Annotated in this window: 16 protein-coding genes and 1 pseudogene; 4 read left to right on the forward strand and 13 right to left on the reverse strand. The window is 47.4% G+C overall.

Features of this window, described 5'->3' with window-relative positions:
* Both VJY99_RS16845 and mak read right to left on the reverse strand, forming a co-directional pair.
* Positions 1-199: pseudogene (locus VJY99_RS16845) on the reverse strand (type VI secretion system tip protein VgrG); the annotation flags it as partial.
* A gap of 359 nt (positions 200-558) precedes the next feature.
* Positions 559-1,470 carry a fructokinase gene (gene mak / locus VJY99_RS16850; RefSeq protein ID WP_324120519.1) on the reverse strand — a complete coding sequence of 304 codons (912 nt, stop codon included), beginning with the start codon at positions 1,468-1,470 and terminating at the stop codon, positions 559-561.
* Positions 1,471-1,595: 125 nt separating this feature from the next.
* On the opposite strand from mak, the gene rdgC reads away from it, so the two are divergent.
* Positions 1,596-2,507 carry a recombination-associated protein RdgC gene (rdgC, locus tag VJY99_RS16855; RefSeq protein ID WP_324120522.1) on the forward strand — a complete coding sequence of 304 codons (912 nt, stop codon included), beginning with the start codon at positions 1,596-1,598 and terminating at the stop codon, positions 2,505-2,507.
* A 158-nt stretch (positions 2,508-2,665) separates the two neighbouring features.
* Here the strand turns inward: rdgC and ppnP are convergent, their stop codons facing one another.
* The 5 genes from ppnP to VJY99_RS16880 all read right to left on the reverse strand — a co-directional run bounded on the left by ppnP (position 2,666) and on the right by VJY99_RS16880 (position 5,332).
* On the reverse strand, positions 2,666-2,959 hold the full coding sequence (ppnP, locus tag VJY99_RS16860; RefSeq protein WP_324120524.1) for a pyrimidine/purine nucleoside phosphorylase: 294 nt from the start codon (positions 2,957-2,959) through the stop codon (positions 2,666-2,668).
* Between the two features lie 80 nt (positions 2,960-3,039).
* Complete coding sequence (locus VJY99_RS16865) at positions 3,040-3,717, reverse strand: AroM family protein (RefSeq protein ID WP_324120526.1); 678 nt, start codon at positions 3,715-3,717, stop codon at positions 3,040-3,042.
* Positions 3,718-3,999: 282 nt separating this feature from the next.
* The gene (locus tag VJY99_RS16870; protein WP_324120528.1) at positions 4,000-4,191 is read right to left on the reverse strand and encodes a YaiA family protein; all 192 of its coding nucleotides are present in this window, start codon (positions 4,189-4,191) and stop codon (positions 4,000-4,002) included.
* A gap of 45 nt (positions 4,192-4,236) precedes the next feature.
* Positions 4,237-4,761 carry a shikimate kinase AroL gene (gene aroL / locus VJY99_RS16875; RefSeq protein WP_324120530.1) on the reverse strand — a complete coding sequence of 175 codons (525 nt, stop codon included), beginning with the start codon at positions 4,759-4,761 and terminating at the stop codon, positions 4,237-4,239.
* A gap of 109 nt (positions 4,762-4,870) precedes the next feature.
* Entirely contained in the window at positions 4,871-5,332 is a 462-nt protein-coding gene (locus VJY99_RS16880) for a YaiI/YqxD family protein (RefSeq protein WP_324120532.1), read from the reverse strand.
* Positions 5,333-5,504: 172 nt separating this feature from the next.
* Here VJY99_RS16880 and proC point away from each other — a divergent pair, with 172 nt between their 5' ends.
* Positions 5,505-6,314, forward strand: coding sequence for a pyrroline-5-carboxylate reductase (proC, locus tag VJY99_RS16885; protein ID WP_324120533.1), 810 nt, complete (start codon positions 5,505-5,507; stop codon positions 6,312-6,314).
* Between the two features lie 34 nt (positions 6,315-6,348).
* On the opposite strand, the gene adrA is transcribed toward proC, so the two are convergent.
* From adrA to VJY99_RS16910, 5 genes are all read right to left on the reverse strand, one after another.
* Positions 6,349-7,476, reverse strand: a complete 1,128-nt coding sequence (adrA, locus tag VJY99_RS16890) for a diguanylate cyclase AdrA (protein ID WP_414641609.1) — start codon at positions 7,474-7,476, stop codon at positions 6,349-6,351.
* 102 nt (positions 7,477-7,578) lie between these two features.
* The gene (locus VJY99_RS16895; protein WP_324120536.1) at positions 7,579-7,884 is read right to left on the reverse strand and encodes a PsiF family protein; all 306 of its coding nucleotides are present in this window, start codon (positions 7,882-7,884) and stop codon (positions 7,579-7,581) included.
* A 237-nt stretch (positions 7,885-8,121) separates the two neighbouring features.
* A complete protein-coding gene (iraP, locus tag VJY99_RS16900) occupies positions 8,122-8,463 on the reverse strand; it encodes an anti-adapter protein IraP (protein ID WP_414641607.1) in 342 nt (113 codons plus the stop codon).
* A 172-nt stretch (positions 8,464-8,635) separates the two neighbouring features.
* Positions 8,636-9,856, reverse strand: a complete 1,221-nt coding sequence (locus VJY99_RS16905; RefSeq protein ID WP_324120540.1) for a multidrug efflux MFS transporter — start codon at positions 9,854-9,856, stop codon at positions 8,636-8,638.
* Between the two features lie 66 nt (positions 9,857-9,922).
* On the reverse strand, positions 9,923-10,621 hold the full coding sequence (locus VJY99_RS16910; protein ID WP_324120542.1) for an extensin family protein: 699 nt from the start codon (positions 10,619-10,621) through the stop codon (positions 9,923-9,925).
* A 133-nt stretch (positions 10,622-10,754) separates the two neighbouring features.
* On the opposite strand from VJY99_RS16910, the gene ddlA reads away from it, so the two are divergent.
* Positions 10,755-11,855, forward strand: coding sequence for a D-alanine--D-alanine ligase (gene ddlA / locus VJY99_RS16915; RefSeq protein ID WP_324120544.1), 1,101 nt, complete (start codon positions 10,755-10,757; stop codon positions 11,853-11,855).
* A 3-nt stretch (positions 11,856-11,858) separates the two neighbouring features.
* On the opposite strand, the gene VJY99_RS16920 is transcribed toward ddlA, so the two are convergent.
* Positions 11,859-12,089 (reverse strand): DUF2754 family protein, encoded by a 231-nt coding sequence (locus VJY99_RS16920; RefSeq protein WP_324120546.1) that lies wholly within the window; start codon positions 12,087-12,089, stop codon positions 11,859-11,861.
* Between the two features lie 271 nt (positions 12,090-12,360).
* Here VJY99_RS16920 and VJY99_RS16925 point away from each other — a divergent pair, with 271 nt between their 5' ends.
* Positions 12,361-12,687, forward strand: a complete 327-nt coding sequence (locus VJY99_RS16925; protein WP_414641608.1) for a DUF2755 family protein — start codon at positions 12,361-12,363, stop codon at positions 12,685-12,687.
* Positions 12,688-12,728: the final 41 nt, after the last annotated feature.

Consider the following 12,728-nt stretch of genomic DNA (forward strand, 5'->3'; position numbering starts at 1 on the left):
GCCCCTGCCAGAGCGTCAGGGTGACGTTTTTCTCCAGCAACTGGTCAGCCGTCTGGCGGAAAGACTGGCTGGCGACATCGACGTCGAGGACAAATGCAGCGGAGTTGTACTGCAGCAGGCGAAAGCTCACCACCGCGAAGGTGTCCGGCGGCTCCAGCCCTTCCACCTCCAGTGTGAAACGCAGTCCTTTTAATGACACAACACTCTCCCTGATGTGAAAAACGTGGCCGGAAAACCCGGCGTGGTGTCAGCAGGAGCATAATTGGCTGTGGGTTCAGGACTGTGATGGAGTTCTGATTTTAGGGCGAAAAATAACTTAAATGAAAAATATATGGCTTATGTATCAGTTATTTAATTTGTTTTGTGTATACACAGGAGAGAAGAATTGGTGGCGTGAATTTAACGCACCCGACCGGAGAGATGGCTCATGCACTGACCGTGACAGACTTCACAGAATAAAAACTCTGAAAAGCTACAGAAGGGGAGAAAAAGGATAGCCAGTCAATTTGCTCAACTGACTGGCTCAGGCATCCAGAAAGAAGGGAAATCAGAGGATGATTAGTTCTCTAACGGCCACAACCACGCCGCACCACGCACACCGCTGGAATCACCGTGTACCGCTTTACGGATTGGGGTTTCAAATTCCCCTCCAAACACCCACGGTTTCACCAGCTGTGGCACCGTTTTATACAAGCGTTCGTTGTTGCTCATACCGCCACCCAGCACGATGACATCCGGATCCAGAATATTGACGATGTGGGCCAGCGATTTCGCGAGGCGCATTTCATAACGGGCGATCGCCAGTTCAGCAACCGGGTCTTGCTGCTCGACTAAATGCATAATCTCATTGCCCTTCAGCGGTTTCCCGCTCAGGCGATGGTAGTCAGTACCAAATCCGGTACCGGAAATAAAAGTTTCAATACAACCTTGTTTACCGCAGTAACAAGGCACTTCTTCACGAAAACGGAGTTCGTCTTCGTCCATCCACGGTAATGGATTATGACCCCACTCGCCCGCCGTCCCGTTGCTGCCAATCAGGCTGCGACCATTGATGGCAACACCCGCGCCACAACCCGTACCAATAATGACTGCAAAGACCATCGTCGCCCCGGCTGCTGCACCGTCAATGGCTTCTGAAACGGCCAGGCAGTTGGCATCGTTGGCAAAACGTACTTCACGCTGCAGCGCATCGCACAGGTCTTTATCGAACGGCTGTCCGTTGAGCCAGGTTGAGTTCGCATTTTTCACCACACGGGTATACGGTGAAATCGAACCAGGAATACCTATACCGACGGTCCCCTTCTCACCAGTAGCCTCTTCAGCCAGGCGCACCAACTCAACGATGGTACCGATGGTTTGCTGATAATCATTTTTCGGCGTCGGCAGGCGATGACGAAAAAGTTGTTTGCCATCGTTCGCCAGAGCGATCACTTCTGTTTTTGTTCCACCTAAGTCGATACCAATGCGCACAGCAATCCCCTCATTTAATTAGCATTATCAATAGAATAGAAGTGTGACCCCGTAAAGGCAATGAAACAGAGCGCCTGATTCGTTATCATGCCCGCTGCGTTTAACTGACAGTCCGGGAAAAAATCATGCTGTGGTTCAAAAATTTAATGGTTTACCGTTTAAGCCGTGACATCACGCTTTCAGCCGATGAGATGGAAAAACAGTTGGCCGCATTTACGTTCACCCCATGCGGTAGCCAGGACATGGCCAAGACCGGCTGGGTGTCGCCAATGGGCTCGCACAGCGATGCATTAACCCATGTTGCCAACGGGCAAATTGTGATTTGCGCCCGTAAAGAAGAAAAAATCCTCCCGGCTCCAGTGATTAAACAAGAACTGGAAGCGAAGATCAGCAAGCTTGAAGCCGATCAAGCTCGCAAGCTGAAAAAAACCGAGAAAGATTCTCTGAAAGATGAAGTGCTGCACTCTTTGCTGCCACGCGCTTTCAGCCGTTTCAATCAAACGATGATGTGGATCGATACCGTAAATGGTTTGATCATGGTGGATTGCGCTAGCGCCAAGAAAGCCGAAGATACGTTGGCCTTGTTGCGGAAAAGCCTTGGTTCGCTGCCTGTTGTCCCGCTAGCCCTGGAAACACCGATTGAGTTGACGCTAACCGAATGGGTGCGTTCAGGTGACGTGCCTGCTGGTTTAGCATTAATGGATGAAGCCGAGCTGAAAGCCATTCTTGAAGGCGGCGGTGTGATTCGCTGTAAGCAGCAGGATCTGGTGTGTGACGAAATTGCCGCCCATATCGAAGCCGACAAAGTGGTGACGAAACTGGCTCTCGACTGGCAAGAACGTATTCAGTTTTTGATTGCTGACGATGGTTCGATTAAGCGTCTAAAGTTTGCTGATACGCTGCGTGAGCAGAATGATGATATCGACCGCGAAGATTTCGGTCAGCGTTTTGATGCCGATTTTATTCTGATGACGGGTGAATTGGCGGCGTTGATTAAGAATCTGGTTGAAGCGTTAGGTGGCGAAGCACAACGCTAAAAGTTTTTAAGCTCGAAAGAAAGAAGAGATATTTACCCAGTATCATTCGAGTTGCAGGAAGGCGACCAAGCCGTAAATCCCCGTGAGCATAGTAAACTATGTGACCGGGGCGCACGGATGCAGTCAACGCACCTGCAACTGGAAGGATTAAGGGTAAATTATTTATCAGCCAAATAACGGCAAAGATAAGAGGTTGGTTCGGCAACTTGTAAATGGAATTCACTGTGTCCTGGAACATGGAACACGGTGCCCGCAACATAGGTTTTCCACTCAGTTTCACCCGGCAGTAAAACGTGTAATGCACCACTAATCACTGTCATTTCTTCTGGTTGGGCAGTACCGAAAGCGTATTCACCTTCAACCATTACCCCAACACTCGCGCGGCCAGTGCTGCTGCTGGTAAACCCAATAGATTTCACTTTACCGGAAAAGTACTCATTACTTTGAAGCATAACCAGGCCCTTTTTAAAATAGTTGAAAAAACAATATAGAGGGGAACGGAAGAGCCTGTCACGTAAATTATTGTTCATCGTTATGCGAGCAATTCTGACACCAACCGCGCAATCAACACGTTCGATAATAATACCGGTATATCTAATGATTTTTGCAACAAATCGCGGTGTTTTTGGTGAAAACCCAGACAATCCAGAACGAGCACATCTGCACCCTCTCCCATCAGTTTCTTTCCTGCTTCTATTAAATCTTGCTCGGTTCCATGAATAGGATTCGCCAATTCATACAGAGGTTCATTTTCCAATAGCTGCCATTTTTTATTCTGAAACTTCAACATTTCGGGAACGGGAATAATGATACCAACCTGATGCCCATCGACTATCGAGGCCACCAGCGGCGGGATAATGCGTTCCGGTTCGAGCAACATTCCATTACGCACCGAGAGATTAGACAAGCGTTGAGTGCTCATCAGCAAAATGACATCAAAGCCCTGATTATCCAGCACTTCAATAACACTCTGTAATGCACACTCCACCTTTTGCTTATCGACATATACCAGCTCGTTGCCAGATAACAGCGTCAGGAGAGGCTCCTTTCCTGGCGTGGGGGCATATTCAACCATCACTTCTTCGTGAGAAAGTCCCCCCAGTAGACAAAGATGTTTAATTCTCTCTTCAGAGATGTTTTCTGTCAGTAGCGGCAGTATTTCACTGATCGGGACGACACCGATGGTAATAATCGCCAATGTTTGTTTCATGTTCGTTCCGCCCTTGATCCATATCAGCCCCTCAATGCTGCACTGGTACCAATCCAAACAAATGATACTCTGCTGAAGGTCGTTCAATAATTAACCACAAAGCGTAGCAGCATAATTGCAGAGTAACTGCCGAAATATTCAACGAAACGTCAATACCATTATTGATGCGGTATTAAGATAATGAATGTTCAACAATTAAGTTGAATGAAAGATGTGATAAATCACCAGCTCAGTGAATTAACTCAAAAGAAGAGGGGGAATTATGGCGTCCTTGCCGGGATCTTACGTTTTTTGCGGATCTTCGTAACGCTGCTTAGCATCCAGCGCTTCTTGTTCGGTTTCGTGCTCGCTGATCAGCGTATCGGGATGGGGATGATCAGCACGAAGTTGATACCAGGTCACAGTTTGGTCTGTTGCACCCTTTTCAACGGCAACTATACGCGCTTCCCGGGGGTATGGAGGATTGCTCGCCATCGCTCTTCCTTTGGAGATGAATGAGCGTTAAGTATAGACAAAAAATCAGCTGGCCCGAGCCGTATGCAGTACCGCCAGAACCGCTTCAACGATTTCCGCCGGCGGACGAGTGGCATCAACGACATGGTGAGCCGCCTGGTTGTACAGCGCTTCACGCGCGGCAAGAACCTCAACGATTTCATCAGTAATCGGTCGGCCCGTAAGCGTTGGACGTTGACCTTCTTCCGGGAAAGCCTCTAAACGTGATGCCAGGATTTGCGCAGGTGCGCGCAAATAAATAACCACGCCATGCTCACGCATAAACTGACGATTACCTTCGGCCAAAACCATGCCGCCGCCAGTTGCGATAACCGTATCTGGAGCCGTAACACTGTGCAGCGCGCCGGATTCACGAAGGCGAAAACCTTCCCAGCCCTCTTGCGCCACAATATCAGCGACGCTCATTTTGGTGCTGGTTAAAAGGTAATGGTCGGTATCAACAAAGTTACAGCCCAATGCCTGCGCTAATGCAACACCCACGGTTGTTTTGCCACAACCTCGTGCGCCGACTAAATAAATGGGTTGAGTCATCAGTGGCTAATCCTCAGCAGTCCGCCAGAATAGGTGAAAATCTGTAATGTTTATCGTTACGTAAATCATCATATCAGCAAGCTAGTACGCGGAATAGAATTTCATTGTTTTAAGCGCTTTTTGAACGATTGGCAACGAGTAACCATTTTTCCAGTTCATTAGCAAACAACTGGCGATCACGCTGGTTGAGGCTATCTGGCCCGCCAGTTTGAACACCACTGGCTCTTAACGTGTCCATAAAATCGCGCATCGTCAGGCGTTCTCGGATGGTGGCAGGCGTGTATATCTCTCCGCGGGGGTTCAAGGCAATGGCTCCCTTTTCCAGCACATCGGCAGCCAGAGGAATATCTGCGGTTACCACTAAGTCACCTTTTTCACAACGGTGCACAATTTCATTGTCTGCAACATCAAAACCCGTTGCCACTTGTAAGGTGCGGATAAAGCGCGACGGCGGGACTTTCAGCCCTTGGTTGGCAACCAGTGTCACCATAATTTGTGCACGTTCAGCGGCACGAAACAACACTTCTTTAATCACTTTTGGACACGCATCAGCGTCCACCCAGATTTGCATAACGATTCCTGATTACCGGGGTTAATGGGGAGATCTTGCCGTGCTTTTCCAGAATCGCAAACTTTATCTTTTACGGACACGCAGGAAGGGCGGTTTTGTTTAGGCATAGCGCGAATATCTGAATGCACGTTAAGCTATGCTCATCGCACAAATCAGAAGATGGAGTGAGACTATGGATAAGAAGATTGGTTTTATTGGTTGCGGCAACATGGGAAAAGCCATCCTTGGTGGTCTGATAGCCAGTGGACAGGTGCTTCCAGGTAATATCTGGGTCTACACGCCTTCACCCGATAAAGTGCAAGCGTTGCACGAGCAATATGGTATTAACGCGGCAGAAAGCGCTCAGGAAGTGGCACAAATTGCGGATATTGTTTTCGGCGCTGTGAAACCTAATGTCATGCTAAAAGTACTGAGTGAAGTCAATTCCAGTCTGAATAAAGACTCGGTAGTGATTTCTATTGCTGCGGGCGTTACGTTGGATTCTCTGGCTAAAGCACTGGGTCATGATCGCAAAATCATTCGCGCAATGCCAAACACCCCAGCGTTAGTGAATGCAGGTATGACGTCCATTACGCCAAACGCGCTGGTCACATCCGAAGATATTGCTGATGCAGTGAACATTTTCCGCAGCTTTGGGCTTGCTGAAGTCGTCACTGAGAGCATGATCCATCCCGTCGTGGGGGTGAGTGGTTCAGCACCGGCTTATGTGTTCATGTTTATCGAAGCCATGGCTGATGCCGCGGTACTGGGCGGCATGCCGCGCAAACAGGCGTATCAATTTGCGGCGCAAGCAGTCATGGGGTCAGCCAAAATGGTACTGGAAACCGGCAAACATCCAGGTGAGCTAAAAGATATGGTGTGCTCGCCAGGCGGTACGACTATTGAAGCGGTGAAGGTTCTGGAAGAAAAAGGCTTTAGATCCGCAGTAATAGAAGCCGTGGTGAAATGTATGGCAAAATCCGAACACTTAGGTAAATCATAATTTTGTGCCCCTCTTCTGTTTGCGGAAGAGGGTTTTAAGCCGCAATATCAGCCACTTCAGTACGGCTACGCCCCAAATTTTTAGCTTTATACAACGCCACATCCGTCGATTTCAGCCATTCGCGGTAGCTCGCCATGTTGTGATCAAACTCCGCCACACCAACGCTGATACTCAGCGAGATATGCGGTGCATGGGGTAAATGGAACTCATCCAGATAATCTCGTACACGAGCCATTGCTTGTATCGCACTTTCTTGCGATGTGCCGGACATAATCACACCAAATTCATCACCGCCAAAGCGCCCCACTACATCCGTAATACGCAGTGTGAGCTGCAAATGTTCGGTAATTGCCAGAATAGCTTCATCCCCAACATCATGACCGAATGAATCATTAATCGATTTAAAGTGGTCGATATCAATCAATAGTAAGGTTGCACTTCGCTGGTAACGTTGGCAGTTATCAAATTCACCATGCAGCAGATCTTCCCAGTGGCGGCGGTTATATACCCCCGTCATGCCATCACGCGTGCTCATGTGCATTAACCGTTTTTTATGCTCTGAAAGTTTCAGCGCGGTTCGGTAACTAACCAGCCCAAAATAAGTGGGGTAAATCAACAAAAACGGTAAGCAAATCCATACCTGAGATGGCATGGTTTCTAGGTTAAGGGGTATCTGAAAAATGCCCAGCGTCAGCGAGCAACTCAGTCCTATCAAACCTAAGCCTTTGAGGAACAATTTCAGCCCACCACAACCGACATTGTTCATACACATCATTGCCAGGATTAAAGCTGACGGAAGCACATTTATTCCCATCACCCCAATCCATACACCCGCCATAAAAGAATCAATCATTAAATTACGGATTTCTGCCTGAGCAGGATCAGGAGAATGATCGGCCGTTTTCCATGCGAAATGCGGCCAGATAAAACTATAGGCAACCAGGAGCAACCACCACCACCCCGACACCGGCTGCATAACCAGTACCGAGGTGACACAGAAAAAACCTGTTCCTAACCCAACAATTCTCGGAATATAAAGGCGACGGGCAAATCGTTGCCCCGAGCGATGTCGGTCATCATCGAGGTATGTCGAGCTATCCATAAAACCCCCAGGAAGCCATCTACCAGAGTTATGATCATTATTCATGATGTTTAGGAATATTCTGAAACATTTGCCGTAATTATAGAAAGCTTACCTTGGGGGAAAGTATGATTTTTAGGGTGAGTCAACGGAACGACTCACCCTTTTTACTTACTTGGGCTGTTATTTCATGCAATTACTGATAAAAGTTTTACGCGCATCGTTAGATAATATTTGTTTGTCGGCTTGAGCATTACACACTTTCATCTTCTGCTGTTGCGGAGTCAGACTTTTATCAGCAGGGAGTGACTCACTATTTTTCAAGCAGTTATTCATATAGGTTTTGCGTTCATCCCCTTTTATGGTTTGTGCGGTGGCTTGTTGATTACACGTAGTCATACGCTGTTGTTGCGGTGTTATCGTGTTGCCTTCCGATACAGGTGAACCAGCAACACCTGCCAATAAAGCCATTATTAATACGGTTTTCATGGCACCCTCTTTTCTAATCTGGTGTTTTAACTTTGGACTATAGTGGGCGAAAAGGCGAACGACCAGACGGGGATATCCCGTCGTTTCGCTCTTTATTGAAAACCGCTTCCGAGGAATATAGAGGAATAAAAAAAGATTGGCTAAGATAGAAAGATGGATATATTACTACATTAATTACCCTTATTAACTATTAAGGGTATTATTATAAACCTGGGTAGACAAAAAGAAATACCGAAATTAAATACACGGGGAACTCAGGAACTTCGTTAAATATTGCCTCAACAGTTCAGTGTCATGAAGTGTGATGGTATCACTGGGTCTGACATTCGATAACGCGTCTTCAACCCTGCTCTTTATGGCCTGCTGCTCACTGCGTTCCATTCTGTGGAAAATTGCGGTAACGACTATTTCCAGGGCTTGTGTCTGTGCCACTAACTCTTTTGATTCTTCTTCTTTTTTGGCAAGCCTGGTCAGTAACTCAAAAGTGAGGTTTCTCATCGCAATTGTCCCAAAGGATTTGAAGCATGAAGTTATCATTCTGGTTTCATGTTGCCTAGAGGTGGAAGCGACTATTTTCATATGATTTAAAGAATCTGTGCTGGATCGCAAAAATATCTTAAGAATATTTACTTGAAAATATCATCATGTGGTTATTTCAGCTCTCAAATTAACAACACACTTAATAACTAATGTAATTACTTTTGGTTTTCACCCCATAAAAAGGAACAATACATAGCAGACATATTAAAAACTATGGCAACATCTGATTTCGCGAGGCTTCTTGCCGTTTTTTATGCCTTAGCATCACGGCCAACTGCCACACATTGAGCAAGACGACTAGCGCCGTAGCAATAAACACCCAACGATATCCCACCATTGCTGATACACCAGCACCGATTAAAGGGCCAACGACATTCCCCAGATACATAAACGATTGGTTATATCCAAAAACCCGTCCGGTCACCTGGTCACTTGAATACTTCACAAGCAATGTTTGAACCGCCGGTAACATCGCTCCATCAGCAAAACCCAGTAAAAAACGTAATACGGCTAATTGCATAGGTGAGGTCACCCATGACATAGCAAAAAATAATATTACCGAAATAATCAACGTCGCCATTAATACCCGGGGGGTGCCAATTCTGTCCCCCAGCTTGCCTAAACTTGGGGCTGAAATAAGTGCCGAAATACCAGGAACTGCCGCGATAAAACCACTGATAAACGCGATATTGTTATTTTCTGGAGAAAGTTGTTTGATAAAAAGCGCGAGTATTGGCCCCACCGAACCATTACAAAGCTGAATGACCATGGTGGTGACAAACAAACTTATCATTAGTTTAGGGTAAGGAAGTGAAGCAAACACCGCTTTGCCAGATAAACGGTCGGCTTTACTTATCTTAGGCCTTGCGCCTTCCTTAATCAGGAAGAGTGTCACTAAAAAACTGACCATTAATAACGCTGCCGTGACGTAAAAAACCATCCGCAATCCGAGGGTATCAGCCATGTATCCCCCCAGAAGTGGGCCAACAATCACACCGCTGATTTGTGCCGTTGAAAGTGTGCTTAATGCCCAGCCGCTGCGTTCTCTGGGGACTTGAGCGGCCACTAACGCCATCGCATTGGGAATATATCCGGAAGTGAGCCCCATTATGGCGCGTAGAATAAAAAGCTGCCAAACGTTAGTTGCAAACGCCTGTAATAAAATGGCGACTGCCATACCAAGCGATGCTCGCAGCAGCATTAATTTCCGGCCTTTGCTATCGGCAAGGCTACCCCACATTGGCGAGACAATGGCAGAAACCAGAAACGTCACGCTGAAGGTTAACCCGGACCACATGGACAATGCTTGATGGGACGTAACGCCGAGCTGTTCAACATAGAGTGGCAAAAACGGCAGAATTTGGCTGATGGCCAGCCCGGTAAAAAAACACCCGAACCATACCGAGATAATATTGACCTTCCAGGATTCCATACCGTGCACGCTTTATAAGTGAAATAAAGAAGCGGAATACTGTGAACAGTATCATATAAATCTAATTTATCGACATATGCCGTAGCCGCGCATCCCGAGATGAAAGTGATCAGCATGTGCCGCGTTATATTCCGGCCCCAACGAGTTACCAAAAAATTGGCAACTGTTGTCGAACACCGCATACAAGTAATCACGCCCCTTTCCATTCGTTTGCCAGCCTTTCAGAATGCTAACTTGTTGCTTATTGGCAAAACTAAAGCCACTGATGTCTAGTGCATCTGCGGTGGCATGTTCGCTGCGCCGCGCCCCTTCACGATGGTATATATTACGGCAGGCAAAACTGCCCAAATGGGTGATATGAGTCAGCTCGCTTCCATACATGCTTTGCGCCAGGGGCACGGCACGTTGATGGACAAACATCGTGCTACTGAGTGCCAGCGGGCAACTAGCCAAAAAGCTGTTGCTCAACCCCACGCGGCCAAAACTCTGCACCCGCACAACATGAGTCAGTGGGCAATTACCGCGGGTGTCAGGAGACTTGCGAAAAGTTAATTGCCCACGCGCTTGCGCCTGCTGTAGTAATGCAAGGCAGGCTTGGGGATGGTTTACCATCTGGCGCAGTTTATAGCGGGTCACAAGCGTCGGCGGGTCGTCAATGGAAAGCGGGGCAAACGGGTTGTATTGCGCGGGTAGACGCTCAAAAAGCCAGAATGCAACAGCTGCTGTGAGGATGAGGCCAATCACAATCTTCGCTCCTTTTGCCATCCCATCTCCCAATATTGATTACGGAATAATCATTATAGAAGTTGCACCATTTTAAGCTGCAGGAAGCACATGAATCCTCGTAATGAGCGTGGTATGTTGTCCGCCTTTGTACAGTTTAAGGATGGGTTCAGGCATGGCAAAACTGCGGGTGGGTATCGTGTTTGGTGGCAAGTCAGCAGAACACGAAGTGTCGCTGCAGTCGGCGAAAAATATAGTCGACGCCATTGATAAATCAAAGTTTGAAGTGGTGTTGCTGGGCATTGATAAACAAGGCCAGTGGCACATCAATGATGCGTCCAACTATCTGTTAAACGCAGAAAACCCGGCATTGATCGCCCTGAATCGCTCAGGAACAAATGTTGCCGTAGTGCCAGGTCAAACAAAGAACCAGCTAATTGAATCCTCCTCCGCGCAGTTTTTAACCCCAGTAGATGTCATTTTCCCGATCGTTCATGGAACGCTAGGAGAAGATGGATCCCTGCAAGGGATGTTGCGTATGGCTAACTTACCGTTTGTCGGTTCCGGTGTGTTGGGTTCCGCCGTGAGTATGGATAAAGACGTGGCCAAACGTCTGTTGCGTGATGCCGGGCTGAACGTTGCTCCGTTTATTACGCTGACCCGTGCCAATAGTAACAAATTTAGCTTTGCCGAAATGGAAGCCAAACTCGGCTTGCCGCTGTTTATTAAACCTGCGAACCAAGGTTCATCTGTCGGCGTCAGTAAAGTCAATTCCGCTGAGCAATACGAAACGGCTGTAGCATTAGCCTTTGAGTTTGATAGTAAAGTCGTAGTGGAAACAGGTATTAAAGGCCGCGAGATTGAATGTGCCGTGTTGGGTAACGATGAACCGCAAGCCAGCACCTGCGGTGAAGTGGTCGTCAACAGTGATTTCTACTCTTACGACACTAAATATATCGATGATAAAGGCGCACAAGTTGTGGTGCCTGCAGCGATCGCGGCAGATATTAACGATAAAATCCGTGAAATTGCGGTACGAGCTTATCAGACACTGGAGTGCCGCGGGATGGCGCGGGTGGATGTGTTCCTGACCGAGGATAATGAAGTTATTATCAATGAGATCAATACGCTGCCAGGTTTTACAAATATCAGCATGTATCCAAAACTCTGGCAAGCTAGCGGCTTAGATTATCAAACGCTCATTACTCGTTTGATTGAACTGGCTCTTGAGCGCCACCAGCAAGATAGCGCGCTGAAAAGTTCCATTACGGTTTAAGCCCTACTCTTTTGCCGCCGCCGGTTCTTCGGGTTCCGGACGGCGGCGAATGATGAATCCAGCCAACCAGAAACAAATCACCCACGTCACCAGACCGACCGCATAGTTCTGCCAGCCTTCCGTTTTAAATCCCAGCAAGCCAATCACACCATTCAAAATAAAGATCATGCCAATTGCTACGGCGTAATAGTGCCAGTCACGGCGCATTTTTAAAGACAATGTTTTTGCAGACATGGTGCAACCCGTCAGACCAAAAAAGAAGACTTATTGTGACATAGCCGACGGCGATAAACCGCACGTTAATGCGGGCCAAACAGCATAAGGTTGCGAAAATTTCACCTAAGTTAGGAATATGTGATCTCTGACATATTTTCACAAACCAGGATTATTCCGACCCCAAATTACCAACAATCCGATATTGACAAACAGTATGACCTGCCAAAATCAGCGCAATTGAAGTATCAGGCTGAGCCTGAACCACTTTGCAGTTACATGGGAGGTCGTGATGGCTGATATGAGTTTGTCGAAACAGGTTGTTCCCGTAATAACCACGGTTTCAACAACGAAAACAGAGGGATCTACCCGAAGTAATCTGGCTTACGCCGCGTTCATTTTGCTCTGTTTTTGGGTCGGTACCCAGATCCTGAGTTTGATGGTTCACGCGCCAGGCGTACTTGAACACCTTGCCCAAGGTAACGATACCACGCGTCCGCATATTGAGATGGGATTTGCGGTAAGCACTGTTTTTGGTCTGGTACCGTTTCTTGCGGGATGCGTGCTACTCGGTGCGGTTTGCGTGGCAAGCAAACTCCACCATCGCTATCATTTTTAATTCCATTTTGGCGGATGATACTTCGTTTATCCGCCCAACGG

Origin of the sequence: Buttiauxella sp. (genome assembly GCF_035271705.1) — a bacterium.
Classification (GTDB): domain Bacteria; phylum Pseudomonadota; class Gammaproteobacteria; order Enterobacterales; family Enterobacteriaceae; genus Buttiauxella.